Below are 14,453 nucleotides of genomic sequence, written 5' to 3'. Positions count from 1 at the left end.
TCCGGGCGGCACACTCTTCATACGTACATACCGCAGCACCAACGAAACAGGTAGAAGTCATGGCCGGGAACAGCCAGCGCAGGAACCGCCGCACGTCCAACAAGAAGGGCGCGACGGTCGGCAGCGGTGGCCAGCGGCGCAAGGGCCTGGAAGGCAAGGGCCCCACGCCCAAGGCCGAGGACCGCAAGAAGCACAAGGCGAACCGCATCAGCAACGCCATGGCCCGCCAGGCCGCCAAGCGCCGCCCCGCCCCGCGCCGCGGCGGCCCCAAGGGCACCAGCGAGATGGTCGTCGGCCGCAACCCGGTCTTCGAGGCGCTGCGCGACGGGGTCCCGGCCACCACCCTCTACGTCCAGCAGTTCATCGACAACGACGAGCGCGTCCGCGAGGCCCTCCAGCTCGCCGCCGAGCGCGGCAACATCAACCTGATGGAAGCCCCGCGCCCGGAGCTCGACCGCATGACCAACGGGCTCAACCACCAGGGCATGGTGCTCCAGGTCCCGCCGTACGAGTACGCGCACCCGGAGGACCTCACCGCCGCCGCGTACGACAACGGTGACGACCCGCTGATCGTCGCCCTCGACGGGGTCACCGACCCGCGCAACCTCGGCGCGATCGTCCGTTCCGTCTCCGCCTTCGGCGGCCACGGCGTGGTCATCCCCGAGCGCCGCGCCGCCGGCATGACCGCCGGTGCCTGGAAGACCTCGGCCGGCACCGCCGCCCGCACCCCGGTCTCGCGCGTCACCAACCTGACCCGCGCCCTCCAGGACTACAAGAAGGCCGGCATCACCATCGTCGGCCTCGCGGCCGAGGGCACGCACACGGTCAACGACCTGGCCGAGCTGGCGGGTCCGGTCGTCATCGTCGTCGGCTCCGAGGGCAAGGGCCTCGGCCGCCTCGTCGGCGAGAACTGCGACTACCTCGTCCGCATCCCGATGCCGGGTGGCGCCGAGTCCCTCAACGCCGGTGTCGCCGCCGGCGTGGTCCTCTACGAGGCGGCCCGCCGCCGTGCCGACCGCGGCCGCGTCTGATCCCCGCACGACGGATCCCCGCCCGGCGGATCCCTCGCGCGACTGATCCACTTGGCTCACGGAATATGACCCGTGAGCGTGTCACCCCGCCCGATTCGGGCGGGGTGGCTTGATCTTGACGGGTCTCGGACACATCCCTGACGTCAAGGCAGTGTCCTAAACACTGATCACTCGGTTAGATGAGTGTGGACACCAGAACGTCAGGGTTCGACGACCAGCCCGCGCTGAGCATGGTCAAGGTGCCGTGCGACCCCGCACAGGTCATCGTCAACCACGCCAGCTTCCGCGTGCGGCTCGCACCGAGCCCGAGCGCGCGTTCCAAGCCCGCGAAGGCCCCCGGCCGCGCACCCGTTCTGGGTGGCGCCGTGGTGGCGGCCGCCGGGGCCACCCGCCGCCGGGCCCCCGTGGTCTGGAGCGGCAAGTCCGACGCCGGCGACGCCGCCGCCATGGGCGGACTGCTCCAGGCCGTCCGTGAGGCCGGCCGCGGACACGACGAGTACGACGGCGGCACCACCCAGGTCATCCCCCGCGTCGACCTGGCTCACGACCTCGCCGAGGACACCCTCGCCACGCCGACCGTCATCGGCCAGCGCAGCTACGGGGACCCCGCCGAGACCCGTCCCCTGGCCGCCGTACGCGACCTGCCCTACCAGCAGGAGCCGCCCGGCTTCGGCCCCGGGGCCGACTCCCGCCGGGCCGGACCCGACACCCGCGGGCAGGCCTCCTACTACCCCGGCCGCCGGATGAACCTCGGCGTCGTGCTGCTCCCGCTGCGCGTCTTCCTCGGCTTCATCTCCATCTACGCCGGCATGGGCAAGCTGTGCGACCCCGTCTACTTCGACGGCGGCGAACGCGGCTCCATGGTCACCTGGCTGCACACGCTGAACCCCTGGGCACTCGCCGAGCCGCTGCGCGACTTCGCCCTCGCCCACCCGGTCGGCGCGGGTCTGAGCGTGGCCTTCCTCCAGGTCATCGTCGGCGTGCTCACGGTCTTCGGCCTGTGGCAGCGGTTCGCCGCCTGCTTCGGGGCGCTGCTGTCCGCCGCACTGCTGATGACGGTGAGCTGGAAGACCGTCCCGGCCTACGACGCGCCCGACATCATCTACCTCGCCGCCTGGAGCCCGCTGATCATCGCCGGCGCCCCGGTCTACTCACTCGACGGACGCCTCGCCGGCGAGGCCTGGCGCACCCTCGGCCCGCGCTCCGAGATCTGGCGGCTGCGGCGGCGCGTACTGCGCCGCGGGGCCGTCATGGCCACCGTCGTGTGCGGGCTCACCCTGCTCATCGGCTCGCTCCTCGGCGGCGCCGTCCGTTCCTCCACCGTCGTCACCGTCCCCGGGCCGGGCGAGGCCCCCAGCAACTACCTGCCCGGCCGTCCGCTGCCGCAGCAGGCGCCGGCCGGTCCGCAGCCCGGACAGCAGCAGCCCACGAAGCCGCCGACCAAGGCCGCCTCGCCCTCGGCCAGTGCGACCGAGCCCGCCGCGAAGTCCGGGAAGACCGCGTCCGGCACCCCCTCCAAGGGGACTTCGGGGACACGCTCCGAGTCGCCCGCCGCGACGCGCGGCACCACCGGCAAGCAGCAGCAGACCCCGCGCAGCACCCCCCGCCAGTCCTCCTCGCCGAAGCAGCCTTCCTCCTCCGCGGGGAGCAGCACGGGCGGCGGGGCTCCGGCCCCCAAGCAGCCGGGCCTGATCGGCGGGCTCATCGGCTGACACCGGCACAGGGAAACGGGGCCCGGCACGCGCGCGTGCCGGGCCCCCGTGCGTGTGCCGGGCGCGCGAAGCCGCGTACGTACGGGCACCGGCCGGTCCGTGCGGGGCCTCAGGCGCCCTTCTGCGCCGCCAACTCCCGTGCGGCCTCGGTGAGGTCCTTCGCCGTGTCGATCGCCCGCCAGTAGGCCCCCTGCGGCAGCGGGAAGCCCGCGAGGCGCCGCTCACGGGCCAGGCGCGGGAACGTCGTGCGCTCGTGGTCCCCCAAGTCCGGGAGCAGCGCGGCGAATTCGGGGCTGAAGACGTACACGCCGGCGTTGACCGGATAGGGCGACGGCGGAGCCTCGATGAAGTCCAGCACCTGCCCGAACTCGTTGGTCTCCACGACCCCCCACGGGATCCGCGGCCGCGCCAGCGCGAGCGTGGCCACCGCGTCACGCTCCGCGTGGAAGGCGGCCATCTCGCGGAGCGAGAACCGGGTCCAGATGTCGCCGTTGGTCGCGTACCAGGGCCCGTCGGGATGCGGGAGGTGCCGGGCGGCGTACTTGAGACCGCCGCCGCGGCCCAGCGGCTCCTCCTCGACCACCGTGGTCACGCGCAGCGGCAACCGGGCCCCGGCGAGCCACTCCTGGAGCACCCCGGCCAGGTGCCCGCAGGAGACCACGGCGTCCGTGACCCCCTCGGAGGCCAGCCAGGCCAGCTGGTGCCCGATGATCGGCACGCCCGTCCCCGGGATCTCGACCATCGGCTTCGGACGGTCGTCCGTGTACGGACGCAGCCGCGAACCCTGGCCGCCCGCCAGGACGACGGCCTGGGTGGGGGCGGCGGGGAACGCGGCTGCGGAGGGAGCGGGCGGAGCGGATCGGTGGTCGTCGGTCATGACGGCCAGCGTAGGGAGGTGGCGCGTCAGTCCATGGAGGCGACGCCGGAGGCGTACGAGGTGTCGCAGACGGGCCGGGCGAACGACTGGGCCTTCGTCGGGCCGTACGCGTCCACGGCGGCCCGCCCCAGCGCCCGCGCGATCCCCACGCAGTGCTCGGCGAGCGACGGCCGCTGGTTCACCTCCTGCTGGAGGTGGGTGAGCACGTCGTCCGGCCGGCCGCCCTGCTGCAGCTCACCGACGAGCTGATCGCGCAGCACCTCGTGCGCGGCACGCGGCTTCGCGGGGACGGAGACGTCCTCGGCGGAGGCGGTCAGGACCTGGGAGGACGAAGTGTCCGCCCAGGGGACCATGGTGACCGCGAGGGTCCCGGACAGGACCAGGACGACGGGCAGGACCAGGGCGAGGGAACGGCCGATACGGCGGGCAGTGTGGGTCACGAGGGCGAGAGTAGCGCTCGGTGAAGATTTGGCGACATTTAGTCACCCTGTCGGGGGATGGTTCGACGTGGTTTTTCGAATTAAGGGTTGACGGTCGGGGCCGAATGGCCCGGTCTGCCAGGATTCTGCCGTGGTCCCGGACGGTCAACGGACGCCGGAGGGGCGCCCCTTGACGGGACGCCCCTCCAACGACTGCGAAACCTGCGGGAACTAGGCCGAGAGCCGCTCGCCGGAGGAGGTCGAGAAGACGTGGATCTCGTCCGCGCGCGGCACCACGTGGAGGCTGGAGCCCTTCTCCGGGACCTGGCGGCCGCCCACGCGGACCACGAGGTCCTGCGAGCCCTCGGCGGAGGCCGTGGAGCCGTAGACGTAGCCGTCGGCGCCGAGTTCCTCGACGACGTTCACGACGATGGTCAGACCGCCGGTCTCGGCGACGTCGAAGTGCTCCGGGCGGACGCCGACCGTGACGGTGCGGTCGCCCGCGTCGGCCGCCGCGGACAGCGCCTCGCGGGACACCGGGACGACGCTGTCGCCGAACTTCACACCGCCGTCGGTGATCGGGACCTCGACCAGGTTCATGGCCGGCGAGCCGATGAAGCCGGCGACGAAGAGGTTCGCGGGGCGGTCGTACATGTTGCGCGGGGTGTCGACCTGCTGGAGCAGCCCGTCCTTCAGGACCGCCACGCGGTCGCCCATCGTCATGGCCTCGACCTGGTCGTGGGTGACGTAGACGGTGGTGATGCCGAGGTCGCGCTGGAGCGCCGCGATCTGCGTACGGGTGGAGACGCGGAGCTTGGCGTCGAGGTTCGACAGCGGCTCGTCCATGAGGAAGACCTGCGGCTTGCGCACGATGGCGCGGCCCATGGCGACGCGCTGGCGCTGACCGCCGGAGAGCGCCTTCGGCTTCCGGTCGAGGTACTGGGTGAGGTCGAGCATCTTCGCCGCGTCCTCCACCTTCTTGCGGATGGTGGCCTTGTCCTCACCGGCGATCTTGAGCGCGAAGCCCATGTTGTCGGCGACGGACATGTGCGGGTAGAGCGCGTAGTTCTGGAACACCATCGCGATGTCCCGGTCCTTGGGCGGCAGGTGCGTGACGTCGCGGTCGCCGATGCGGATGGCGCCGCCGTTGACGTCCTCCAGGCCGGCCAGCATGCGCAGCGAGGTGGACTTGCCGCAGCCGGACGGGCCGACGAGGACGAGGAACTCGCCGTCCTGGATCTCCAGCTCGAGCTGGTCGACGGCGGGCTTGTCGCCGCCGGGGTACAGCCGGGTCGCCTTGTCGAAAGTGACAGAAGCCATGGTGATGAATCCCTTCTACCGGCAGGAACGTGCCGGACGATCCGAGTGGAAGGAAGAATGGGTCTAGTCCACTAGGTGGACTTCCGCTCGACGCTACCCGCCCGGACGGCTCCTGTCAGCACCGGGAAGGTGTCGAATTTCGCATTACGCGATGTGGGCCGCTGTGTAGAGTGAGGGCGGTTGCGCCTCCTTAGCTCAGCTGGCCAGAGCAACGCTCTTGTAAAGCGTAGGTCGTCGGTTCGAATCCGACAGGGGGCTCCGAGGAAGTACACCAGAGGCCCTGTCGTCCGAGCGGACGGCAGGGCCTCTGACCGTTCGGGGGCTGTCCGACAGGGGAGGCGGGAATGGTCGCGCGGTACGTCGTCTCACCGCACGGGGGCCGGCGCGCCCACCGGGACATCACCTCCGCCCTCACCGAGGCGGCCCGGCGCGGGCGGGCGGCGCTGATCGAGATCGAGCCCGGCCACTACGAGGAGACGCTCACCGTCCGCGGCGAGGTCCGCCTGGTCGCGGTCGGGGGGCCCGGCTCGGTCGTCGTGGCACGGCCCCGGGGCGCCGTCCTGAACTCCTTCGCGCCGGCGGTCGTCCAGGGCCTCGTACTGGTCGGCCGGGACGCCGACGTGGTGGGCTGCCACGCGGGGACGCTGACGCTGGAGCGGACCGAGATCCGGGCGTACGACGGTGTCGCGCTGCACGCCCGGCCGGGCACCTTGGTGACGCTGCGGGACAGTACGGTCCTGCACGGCCGGGTCCTGCTCGCGGGGGCCGCCGGGCTCGTCGAGCGGTGCCGGTTCACCGACGCCGCGGACAACGCGCTCGCCGTGATCGACGGCGGCCGGCTCTCGCTCGTCGGCAGCCGGATCGAGGGCAGCCGGATCCACGGGGTCCGCGTCAGCGGCGGGCAGGCCCGGATCGAGGGGTGCGTGCTGACCCGCACCGGGATGGCCGCGGTCTTCGCGGGCGCGCGGGCGGAACTGACCGTGACCGACTGCCTCGTCGAGTCCGTGGAGGCGGAGGGCGTCGCGTACATCGAGCAGTCCCGGGGCCGTGTGGAGCGCACCCGTGTCGTCGACGCGCAGTTCGGGATCGCGGTGGCGAGCGGCGCCGACCCGGTGGTGCGCGACTGCGTGCTCACCGGCTGCCGTGACACCGGCCTCGACGTCAACAACGGTGGCCGCGGCCGGTTCGAGAACTGCGAGATCTCCGGGGCGGGCAACGTCGCGGTGCACGTGACCCGGGGCGGCGCCCCGGAGGTCCACGGCTGCCGTGTCGCGGACGGCAAGGTCGGAGTCGCCGTCACCGACGGCGGCCGGGGCCGGTTCACCCGGATCGAGGTCCGGGACCTGACCAGTGCCGCCCTGCGGGTCCACGACGAGGCCACCGCCGTCTTCGAGCACGTCACGGTGGAACGCTGCCCGTCCGGGCTGGAGACCCGGGGCAACGGCGGCACGCAGGCCGAGGTCACCGACGGGGTGATGAGGGACGTCGACATGGCCGCGGTGACCGCTCTCGGGCAGTCCTGGGTGACGCTGCGCCGGGTGTCGGTGGAGCGGGCGGCGCTGGCCTTCGGCGCCGGGGAGGAGGCCCAGTTGCTCCTGCACGACTGCCGGGCCGAGGCGGTGACCACCGGCGGGGCGTCCGCCTTCGGCAGCGCACGGGTCGTCGCGCGGAACCTCACCGTGACCGGCAGCGACGGACTGGGCGTCTTCGCGAGGGACTCCGCCCGGCTGGAGGTCGTCGACGCCACCCTCGCCGACTGCGCGGTGAGCGGCGTGAGTTTCGTCGACCGCGCCGGAGGCCGGCTTGAGGGCTGTTCCGTGACGGGTACGGGACAGCTGGGCGTCCTGCACAACGGGCTCGTCGACCTGGCCGGACTGCGCACGTCGCTGCCGGTGCTCGAAAAGGCCGTCCGGACCGAACCGGACCCGACGGTCGTCCACAACCACTACGAGGGACCGGTCTTCAACGGCCCGGTCCGCGATGTCCAGCTGGCGTGGAACAACGTCCACGCCGTCCTGAACCAGACGACGAACGAGGACGGTAACCGCACATGAGCGATCAGCAGCAGAACGCCGACCGGTCCGGTCCGGTCTTCCACGGCGCAGTCTCCGGAGCCCAGTTCGCCTGGGGCAACGACAGCGTCACCCAGAACCAGCAGAACAACACCGCGCCCGCGCCCGGCTCCGAGGCCGTCGCCGCCCTCGCCGCCCTCGTCGCCGACCTGCTGCAGCAGCTCCCCGGGGCGGGTCTGCCCGACCGGGACCGCGAGGACGCCGAGGCCGCCGCCCAGGACGTCCTCGCGGAGGTCGCCGGGACGGACGAGCCCGATCAGGGGCGGCTGCGCCGCGCCCTGGCCGCGCTCAAGGGAGCCCTGGCCCCGGTGGCGACCGGGGTGGTGGCCGGGTCGGCGGTGGGGGCGCAGGAATGGGCCCGGACGGCGATCGAGGGCCTGACCTCGGCCGTCTGATCAGTGGCGGCCCGAGATGCGGTCGGCCAGGCGGGCCAGGGGGGTGGTCGTCGGGCGGTGGGTGGTGCTCTCGTGGCGGTCCGCCTCGCGGTAGGCGGCGTAGAGGGCCTGGACGCCGAGCCAGCGGAAGGGTTCCGGCTCCCAGCGGCGGACGCGGTGACCGACCCAGGGCAGGGTGGTCAGTTCGGTGGATTCGCCGAGGACCAGATCGCGCAGGGTGCGGGCCGCGAGGTTGGCGGTGGCGACGCCCGAGCCCACGTAGCCGCCCGCCCAGCCCAGGCCCGAGGCGCGGTCCAGGGTGACGGTGGCGCACCAGTCGCGGGGCACGCCGAGCACACCCGACCAGGCGTGGGTGATCTCCGTACCCGCGAGCTGCGGGAAGAAGGAGGTCAGGAGGGTGGTCAGGGCGGATACGGTGGCCGGCTGGGTGCGGCCGTCGTGGTCGGTGCGGGAGCCGAAGCGGTACGGGACCCCGCGGCCGCCGATCGCGATGCGGTCGTCGGCGGTGCGCTGGGCGTACATGTACGCGTGGGCCATGTCGCCGAGGAGCGTGCTGTCCGACCAGCCCAGCCGGGACCAGGTCTCGGCGGGGAGCGGGGCCGTCACGATCATCGAGGAGTTCATGGGGAGCCATGAGCGCTTCTGGCCCTTGAGGGCGGCGGTGAAGCCCTCGGTGCAGCGCAGTACGTGGGGGGCGCGGACGGTGCCGTACGGGGTGACGGCCCGGCGCGGGGCGATCTCGGTGACGGGGGTGGACTCGTGGATGACCACCCCGAGGGCTTCGACGGCGGCGGCCAGGCCCCGGACCAGCTTCAGGGGGTGGATGCGGGCGCCGTGGGGGCTCCAGCTGGAGCCGACGGCGTCGGCGATGTCGATGCGGGTGCGGGTGGCGGGGGCGTCGAGGAGTTCGCGGTCCGTCTCGCCGAAGGCGGCCTCGCGGGCGTGGAAGGCCTTCAGGCGGCCGAGCTGGGCGGGGGTGCGGGCGACTTCGAGGACGCCGCCGCGGTGGATGTCGGCGTCGATGCCTTCCTTGGTGGTGACGTCGATGACCTCGGTGACGGTCTCGTTCATGGCCTGCTGGAGGCGGCGGGCGGCCGGCAGGCCGTGGAGGGCGGCGTACCGGTCGCGGCCGGCGATGCCGTTGTAGAGCCAGCCGCCGTTGCGGCCGGAGGCGCCGTAGCCGCAGAACTTCTGTTCCAGGACGGTGATGCGGAGGTCGGGGGCGGCGCGCTTGAGGTAGTAGGCGGTCCACAGGCCGGTGTAGCCGCCGCCGACGATGACGACGTCGGCCGTGGTGTCGGTGGTGAGGGGTGCGCGGGGTGGGGTGGCCGGGGTGCCGCTTCGCTCGGACGCGTACCAGAAGGAAATGCCGCCGTTGATCGTCATGGGGGATTTGGTACACCCCGTTTCGCAGGGGTGTCCAGGGACGGTGTGTCGTGGTTCGGGGGTGTTGGTTGGACGGCGTGCGGTGTCCCTGCGGGGGTGCTCGGCGGTGTGCGGCGTATCCCGGGCGCTGCCCGGGCCCGCGCCTCAATCGCCGGCGGGGCTGGAAGTGCGGGCCCGTGCATCGGTGGGCGGCGGGGTCGGAGGAGGCGGGTTTGTCGGTAGGGGGTCGGGGCGGGGGGCCGTGGCGGGGTGTCTCCTCGGCTCGCGCCTTACGGGCATGTCTCGGTTGTCGGGCGGGGTTGCGCGCTCGTCCTGCGGGGACACCCCGCCACGTCCCCCCGCCCCTCACGCCGTCGCTGTCGAAGTCCTGCCGTGGGGCGGGGACACGCAGGAGGGTCCCCGCAGGACGAGGCGCGACCCGGGCCGCCTTGCCGGGACATCCCCGCACGCGCCGAGCCGAGGAGACCCTCGTGCGGGGCCCCGCCCCGCACCACCCAGCCCCGCCGGCGTTTGAGGCGCCGCCCCGGGCGCAGCCCGACCAGCACCGCACACCGCCGAGCACACCGCCGAGCACCCCGCAGGGGCCCGGCAGCCCGACCCGCACCCCACACCGCCGAGCAACTCCGCAGGAGCACCGCAGGGGTAACGTCCGGGGATGGTCGAGATTCCGGACGGGCTGGTCGAGGCGCAGGTCGGGTTCAACGGGGACGCGGGGCGGGAGTTCATCGCCGCGCTGCCCGGGCGGGCGGCGCATTTCCTGGAGCGGTGGGAGCTGCGGCGGAACGGGCCGGTGATGCACGGGGTGACGGCGTTGGTGTTGCCGGTGGAGCGGGCCGACGGGAGGGGGGCCGTGCTGAAGCTGGTGGCGGTGGACGAGGAGAGCGTGGGGGAGCCGGTCGCGCTGCGCGCGTGGGACGGGCAGGGCTGCGTACGGCTGCTGGAGCACGATGTGGACACCGGGACCCTGCTACTGGAGCGGTTGGACGAGGGGCGGGATCTGGCGGCGCTCGCGCGGGAGGACGCGCGGCAGGCGGTGGTGGTGGTCGGGGAGTTGGTGGCGCGGCTGACGGCGGTGCCGGCTCCGGCGGGGTTGCGCGGGCTCGGTGAGATGGCCGCCGGGATGCTGGAGGAGGTGCCGCGGGCGCTGGCGCGGCTGGTGGAGGCGCGGGACCGGCGGTTGCTGAAGGACTGCGCGGCGGCGGTGGCGGAGGTCGTGGGGGAGCCGGGGGACCGGCTGCTGCACTGGGATCTGCACTACGAGAACGTGCTGGCGGGCGGCCGGGAGCCGTGGCTGGCGATCGACCCGAAGCCCTTGGCGGGTGATCCGGGTTTCGATCTCATGCCGGCCGTCATCAACAACTTCCGGGCCGGGGACGTGCGGTGGCGGTTCGACCTGCTGACCCGGGTGGCGGGTCTGGAGCGGGAGCGGGCGCGGGCCTGGACGCTGGGGCGGGTGCTGCAGAACTGTCTGTGGGACGTGGAGGACGGGGAAGTGCGGCTGGACGAGGACCAGTTGACGGTCGCCGAGGTGCTGCTGGGGCGGTGACCGCCCTAGGCTGCGGGCATGATCCGTAACGCCGAAGTCACCGATGTCCCCGTCATCCACGCGATGATCCGCGAGCTCGCGGAGTACGAGAAGGTGCCGCACGAGGCGCGGGCCACCGAAGAGCAGTTGCGGGAGGTGCTGTTCGGGGAGCGTCCGGCGGTGTTCGCGCACATCGCGGAGACGGACGAGGGGGAGGCGGTCGGCTTCTCGGTGTGGTTCCTCTCCTTCTCGACGTGGCGTGGGGCGCACGGCATCTACCTGGAGGACCTGTACGTGCGGCCGGGCGTGCGCGGTGGCGGCCACGGCAAGGCACTGCTGGCGGAGTTGGCGCGTACGTGCGTCGAGCGCGGCTACGAGCGGCTGGAGTGGTCGGTCCTCGACTGGAATTTGTCTGCCATCGACTTCTATCGATCAGTTGGGGCCGTGTCAATGGACGAGTGGACGGTGAACCGTCTGACGGATGACGCGCTTCGCAAGCTGGGCGGGGCTGAGTGAGCGCACCGGAGCCCTTGCCACCGATCGCTACCGCGCTCAAGGCAGCCCTCCGCCACCTGCGGAGTGTGCGTGGCCAGCGTCCCGGAGCGCCCTGCACCGATGCCGCATACGCGGCATGGCGGGATGACATTGCCGAGGCTCTGGACAACCTGGCGGAGCACCTGGAGCAGCCTGCGGACCGGGCCATGGCACGTGCCGAGGCGGTGGCCGCCCGCGCGGAGGCGGAACGCTTGCGCGCGTGACTCCGGGCCTCCGTCTTGCTGGAGTTTCGAAGTCACGCGCGGCGTCACGGCACGCGTCCGCGGGGCCCAGGCCGTCGGACACTGCCCAGTCTCACCAGCCCCGGGCCGGGCGGTGCGGGGTCGATGCCCAGCGAGGGGAGAACGATTCCGGCGGCCACCAGCGATTCGCGCAGCGACTCCACGACCGTGCTCAGGGTCACTGTCTCCAGTTCGTGCGAGCTGTCCATGAGGGGGACGCTAGGGCCGGGTGCCCGGTCCTGTCGGGGCTGATTCGCCGGGATTCTCGGGCTGGGCCGCGATCTTCCGGTGGATTCTCAGGCGGTGTCGAGAGCCCGCCGGGCGCGGGCGATCACGCGGTGGGCGTCCGCCCCGTAGACCGCGGAATCGGAGAGTGCCTGCCAGACCTTCCGGTACACGCCCACGCTGTCCGCGTCGTCCAGCCAGAGTTCCGCGTGCCAGTCCTCCGCGATCACCAGGCGGTCGTCGTACAGCCAGAAGCCGTTGGCCGGCGGGATCTTCAGGGAGGCGCCGAACGGGACGATGCCCAGGGAGACGGTGTCCAGCCCGAGGACGCCCGTCAGGCGGTCAAGCTGGGCGGCCAGTACGGGAGGGGGGCACACGAGCGCCCGGAGCGCGGCCTCCCACATCACGATGTGGAACGTGCGCCCCGGCTCGTAGAGCATCTCCTGGCGCTTCACGCGGGCCCGTACGGCTTCCTCGGTGTCCCGGACGGACTGGTGGAGGTCGGCGTAGCGGGTGAAGACGTGGCGGGCGTACTCGGCGGTCTGGAGCATGCCCACGACCGTGGAGCCCTGCCAGACGTGGAACGTCCTCGTGCGTTCGTACTCGGCCGTGAGCGTGTCCTGTACTGGCTTGTGGCCCGCTGCGAGCTGTCTGCGCCATGCGCGGGACCGGGACTCCAGGCTCCGGAGCCGGGTGATCAGCTCCGCAGCCGCCTGCGGGTGGCCGGTGGCGTCCGCCCACGCCAGCAGGTCGTCCGCCGTCGCGGTCTGGCGGCCGGTCTCCAACTTGCTGATCTTGGACTGGGTCCAGCCGAGCAGGACCGCCAACTCGCGGCCGGTGAGACGCCGATCGGTGCGCAGCTCGCGCAGCCGCGCACCGAGGGCAACTCTTGCTTGTTGGAAGTCGGTGCTCACTCGGCGGACGGCACCTGTTCTGCGAAAGTCTCGTACGGGACGGCGTGGTGCCACGCGGCGTCCCGGACCTGGCACGCGCGGGCCACCTCGACGGGGTCCGTGACGAGTTCGACGCCGGTCATCACGTCGTCGTCATCGAAGTGGAGCCGGGCGATGACCCGGGAGTCGAAGAGCCAGAAGTCCTCGTCGGGAAGTTGCAGCGCTTCGGCCTCGGAGCGCCACAGGTTGCGGATGTCCTCGCCGACCGCGCTGTTGCGGCGGGCGTTGTCGAGCAGATAGCACTGACCGGGGGTGGGCGGGCTGTCGGCGATCCGTACCCGCTCGAAGCGCTTGCCCAGGGCGGACTGTTCACGCCGGGATACGCACCAGGGGTCGTCCAGGTCCCAGCCGGCGTCCTCGCCCCGAACGAACCGCTGGTACGTCTCGGTCTCCTCGTCCGACTGGTAGCGACGCCGGCTCTCCAGGCGCCAAGCCGTGTGCGCGAAGGTCCGGAACATCCCGGCGAACTCCTCGAAGTCGATCAGCACGGGCGTCCTTTCCGCGTCCCTGGGCGCGAAGTCGGCCAGGAGTACGCGCGGGACGACCACGAACCCCTCCCCATCCTTGACGTTCCGGAGCTGCGCCACGTCGTGGGGGTCGGTCACGGCGTCGCCCTGGACCAGGACCTCCCCGGTGTCCAGGTCCTCGTACAGGGTCGGGCATCCGTCGTTGCCCGAGTTGGTACCGATGAACCTGAGTCGCCGTGCCATTGCCGTTCCCCTCCCACCAGCGGACAAGTCCCGACCAGGATGGGACGGGCGCAGCCTCCCTGGCCTGCGTGATTCGCGATGATTCTCGGGACCGACGCGAAAAGGGCCCCTACTCCCCGGGACATGCCGGGGAGTAGGGGGCCAGGCCGGCTACGACGAGCAGTGAGCCGAAATGGCGGCTCAGGCTGGCTCGGAGAGGCGCTACGACCCCTGCGGGAGCGAGTATCCGCAGGCCAGAGGCGTAGCCGCTATGCATTGCGTCGTCGCGCAGACCTTGGAACCCGTACAGATACCGAGCTGCTATCACTCTTCGATCCGTCTCGGCTTGATCTGGGGGTCTCCCCCCAGGTCCGGATCACCCAGAGTTACCGCGATTCGGCGACGAACGGCCAGCAGATCAGAGGTCTCAAGGGTGTGGACGTTCCGGTCGGTGGACGGATGGACACCGGCCACTGCCGTGTCCAGACGACGTGGTTGAAGGCGTCGCTTCGAGGTGATTCCGCGGCCCCGCGAATCCGAACGGTTCAGGTTCCCGAGCGCAAGCCGAGGACGCTGTGCAGTACGACTCCGGCAAGTGCATCGTTGCTGGAGGACATGGGGGTGGCCAGTTTCACCAGCCGAGTTCGTAGCTCGGTAGCGCCCTCACCCAGCACGATCGCGCTGAGCACCAGTTCCAGCGTCAGAGCGGCCCGCATGTCCGATGTCCCGCCGTAGCGCTCCGGATCGGATTCGACCATGGCGCCGGCAATCGTCCACCCTCCGCCCTCGGCGAGGGCGCGGGTTTCCAGAACGCGCAGCGGGTCGGGGGCGCCGACGCGCTGGAGCATGGTGGGGCCGAGGACGCCCTGGGCGGTGCCCGTGCGGGGTGCCCTGCGGTCGGCTCGGCGGTGTGGATTCCTCATGCCGAGGTGGGTCGCCTCAATCGTCGGCGGGGCTGGGTGGTGTGGGGCGGGGACACGCACGAGGGTCTCCTCGGCTCGGCGCGTTCGGGCTTGTCACGGCCAGGCGGCCGCGGTCGCGCCTCGTCCTGCGGGGACCCTCCTGCGTGTCCC

14 protein-coding genes and 1 tRNA gene are annotated in these 14,453 nt (G+C 72.1%); 7 read left to right on the top strand and 8 right to left on the bottom strand.

What is annotated here, in order from left to right:
* Positions 1-59: 59 nt before the first annotated feature.
* Together rlmB and ACZ4YL_RS37565 are read left to right on the top strand one after the other, a co-directional pair.
* Entirely contained in the window at positions 60-1,031 is a 972-nt protein-coding gene (rlmB, locus tag ACZ4YL_RS37570; protein WP_468122708.1) for a 23S rRNA (guanosine(2251)-2'-O)-methyltransferase RlmB, read from the top strand.
* 179 nt (positions 1,032-1,210) lie between these two features.
* Positions 1,211-2,743, top strand: a complete 1,533-nt coding sequence (locus ACZ4YL_RS37565; RefSeq protein ID WP_468122706.1) for a DoxX family protein — start codon at positions 1,211-1,213, stop codon at positions 2,741-2,743.
* Between the two features lie 109 nt (positions 2,744-2,852).
* Here the strand turns inward: ACZ4YL_RS37565 and ACZ4YL_RS37560 are convergent, their stop codons facing one another.
* From ACZ4YL_RS37560 to ACZ4YL_RS37550, 3 genes are all read right to left on the bottom strand, one after another.
* Complete coding sequence (locus tag ACZ4YL_RS37560; protein ID WP_468122705.1) at positions 2,853-3,620, bottom strand: nucleotidyltransferase family protein; 768 nt, start codon at positions 3,618-3,620, stop codon at positions 2,853-2,855.
* Positions 3,621-3,646: 26 nt separating this feature from the next.
* The gene (locus ACZ4YL_RS37555; RefSeq protein WP_468122703.1) at positions 3,647-4,060 is read right to left on the bottom strand and encodes a hypothetical protein; all 414 of its coding nucleotides are present in this window, start codon (positions 4,058-4,060) and stop codon (positions 3,647-3,649) included.
* A 210-nt stretch (positions 4,061-4,270) separates the two neighbouring features.
* On the bottom strand, positions 4,271-5,359 hold the full coding sequence (locus tag ACZ4YL_RS37550) for an ABC transporter ATP-binding protein (protein ID WP_468122702.1): 1,089 nt from the start codon (positions 5,357-5,359) through the stop codon (positions 4,271-4,273).
* A gap of 184 nt (positions 5,360-5,543) precedes the next feature.
* On the opposite strand from ACZ4YL_RS37550, the gene ACZ4YL_RS37545 reads away from it, so the two are divergent.
* From ACZ4YL_RS37545 to ACZ4YL_RS37535, 3 genes are all read left to right on the top strand, one after another.
* Positions 5,544-5,617: transfer RNA gene (locus ACZ4YL_RS37545), tRNA-Thr, on the top strand.
* A gap of 86 nt (positions 5,618-5,703) precedes the next feature.
* Positions 5,704-7,413 carry a right-handed parallel beta-helix repeat-containing protein gene (locus ACZ4YL_RS37540; RefSeq protein WP_468122701.1) on the top strand — a complete coding sequence of 570 codons (1,710 nt, stop codon included), beginning with the start codon at positions 5,704-5,706 and terminating at the stop codon, positions 7,411-7,413.
* Positions 7,410-7,826 (top strand): hypothetical protein, encoded by a 417-nt coding sequence (locus tag ACZ4YL_RS37535; RefSeq protein ID WP_468122700.1) that lies wholly within the window; start codon positions 7,410-7,412, stop codon positions 7,824-7,826. Before ACZ4YL_RS37540 ends, ACZ4YL_RS37535 begins: the two co-directional genes overlap by 4 nt.
* On the opposite strand, the gene ACZ4YL_RS37530 is transcribed toward ACZ4YL_RS37535, so the two are convergent.
* Positions 7,827-9,212 (bottom strand): NAD(P)/FAD-dependent oxidoreductase, encoded by a 1,386-nt coding sequence (locus tag ACZ4YL_RS37530; protein ID WP_468122698.1) that lies wholly within the window; start codon positions 9,210-9,212, stop codon positions 7,827-7,829.
* A gap of 655 nt (positions 9,213-9,867) precedes the next feature.
* On the opposite strand from ACZ4YL_RS37530, the gene ACZ4YL_RS37525 reads away from it, so the two are divergent.
* Together ACZ4YL_RS37525 and ACZ4YL_RS37520 are read left to right on the top strand one after the other, a co-directional pair.
* Positions 9,868-10,758, top strand: coding sequence for an aminoglycoside phosphotransferase family protein (locus ACZ4YL_RS37525; RefSeq protein WP_468122697.1), 891 nt, complete (start codon positions 9,868-9,870; stop codon positions 10,756-10,758).
* An 18-nt stretch (positions 10,759-10,776) separates the two neighbouring features.
* Positions 10,777-11,253, top strand: a complete 477-nt coding sequence (locus ACZ4YL_RS37520; protein ID WP_468122696.1) for a GNAT family N-acetyltransferase — start codon at positions 10,777-10,779, stop codon at positions 11,251-11,253.
* A 286-nt stretch (positions 11,254-11,539) separates the two neighbouring features.
* Here ACZ4YL_RS37520 and ACZ4YL_RS37515 read toward each other — a convergent pair whose 3' ends face one another.
* The 4 genes from ACZ4YL_RS37515 to ACZ4YL_RS37500 form a co-directional block, all read right to left on the bottom strand.
* Positions 11,540-11,722 carry a hypothetical protein gene (locus tag ACZ4YL_RS37515; RefSeq protein ID WP_468122694.1) on the bottom strand — a complete coding sequence of 61 codons (183 nt, stop codon included), beginning with the start codon at positions 11,720-11,722 and terminating at the stop codon, positions 11,540-11,542.
* Positions 11,723-11,809: 87 nt separating this feature from the next.
* Positions 11,810-12,652: a helix-turn-helix domain-containing protein gene (locus ACZ4YL_RS37510; RefSeq protein ID WP_468122692.1), complete on the bottom strand. Its 843-nt coding sequence runs from the start codon at positions 12,650-12,652 to the stop codon at positions 11,810-11,812.
* On the bottom strand, positions 12,649-13,401 hold the full coding sequence (locus ACZ4YL_RS37505; protein WP_468122690.1) for a DUF6879 family protein: 753 nt from the start codon (positions 13,399-13,401) through the stop codon (positions 12,649-12,651). The genes ACZ4YL_RS37510 and ACZ4YL_RS37505 overlap by 4 nt, the downstream gene beginning before the upstream one ends.
* A 524-nt stretch (positions 13,402-13,925) precedes the next feature.
* Positions 13,926-14,303: a hypothetical protein gene (locus ACZ4YL_RS37500; RefSeq protein ID WP_468122688.1), complete on the bottom strand. Its 378-nt coding sequence runs from the start codon at positions 14,301-14,303 to the stop codon at positions 13,926-13,928.
* Positions 14,304-14,453: the final 150 nt, after the last annotated feature.

The organism is Streptomyces sp. NPDC030021 (assembly GCF_055574035.1).
The sequence above is the reverse complement of the archived record's forward strand: the minus strand, read 5'-3'. Positions and strand labels throughout refer to the sequence as shown.

What these genes read in the sequence shown, in the direction of transcription:
- rlmB (WP_468122708.1), top strand. Translation starts at nt 60, where the DNA reads ATGGCCGGGAACAGCCAGCGCAGGAACCGCCGCACGTCCAACAAGAAG.
- ACZ4YL_RS37565 (WP_468122706.1), top strand. Translation starts at nt 1,211, where the DNA reads ATGAGTGTGGACACCAGAACGTCAGGGTTCGACGACCAGCCCGCGCTG.
- ACZ4YL_RS37560 (WP_468122705.1), bottom strand. Translation starts at nt 3,620, where the DNA reads ATGACCGACGACCACCGATCCGCTCCGCCCGCTCCCTCCGCAGCCGCG.
- ACZ4YL_RS37550 (WP_468122702.1), bottom strand. Translation starts at nt 5,359, where the DNA reads ATGGCTTCTGTCACTTTCGACAAGGCGACCCGGCTGTACCCCGGCGGC.
- ACZ4YL_RS37540 (WP_468122701.1), top strand. Translation starts at nt 5,704, where the DNA reads ATGGTCGCGCGGTACGTCGTCTCACCGCACGGGGGCCGGCGCGCCCAC.
- ACZ4YL_RS37535 (WP_468122700.1), top strand. Translation starts at nt 7,410, where the DNA reads ATGAGCGATCAGCAGCAGAACGCCGACCGGTCCGGTCCGGTCTTCCAC.
- ACZ4YL_RS37530 (WP_468122698.1), bottom strand. Translation starts at nt 9,212, where the DNA reads ATGACGATCAACGGCGGCATTTCCTTCTGGTACGCGTCCGAGCGAAGC.
- ACZ4YL_RS37525 (WP_468122697.1), top strand. Translation starts at nt 9,868, where the DNA reads ATGGTCGAGATTCCGGACGGGCTGGTCGAGGCGCAGGTCGGGTTCAAC.
- ACZ4YL_RS37520 (WP_468122696.1), top strand. Translation starts at nt 10,777, where the DNA reads ATGATCCGTAACGCCGAAGTCACCGATGTCCCCGTCATCCACGCGATG.
- ACZ4YL_RS37515 (WP_468122694.1), bottom strand. Translation starts at nt 11,722, where the DNA reads ATGGACAGCTCGCACGAACTGGAGACAGTGACCCTGAGCACGGTCGTG.
- ACZ4YL_RS37505 (WP_468122690.1), bottom strand. Translation starts at nt 13,401, where the DNA reads ATGGCACGGCGACTCAGGTTCATCGGTACCAACTCGGGCAACGACGGA.
- ACZ4YL_RS37500 (WP_468122688.1), bottom strand. Translation starts at nt 14,303, where the DNA reads ATGAGGAATCCACACCGCCGAGCCGACCGCAGGGCACCCCGCACGGGC.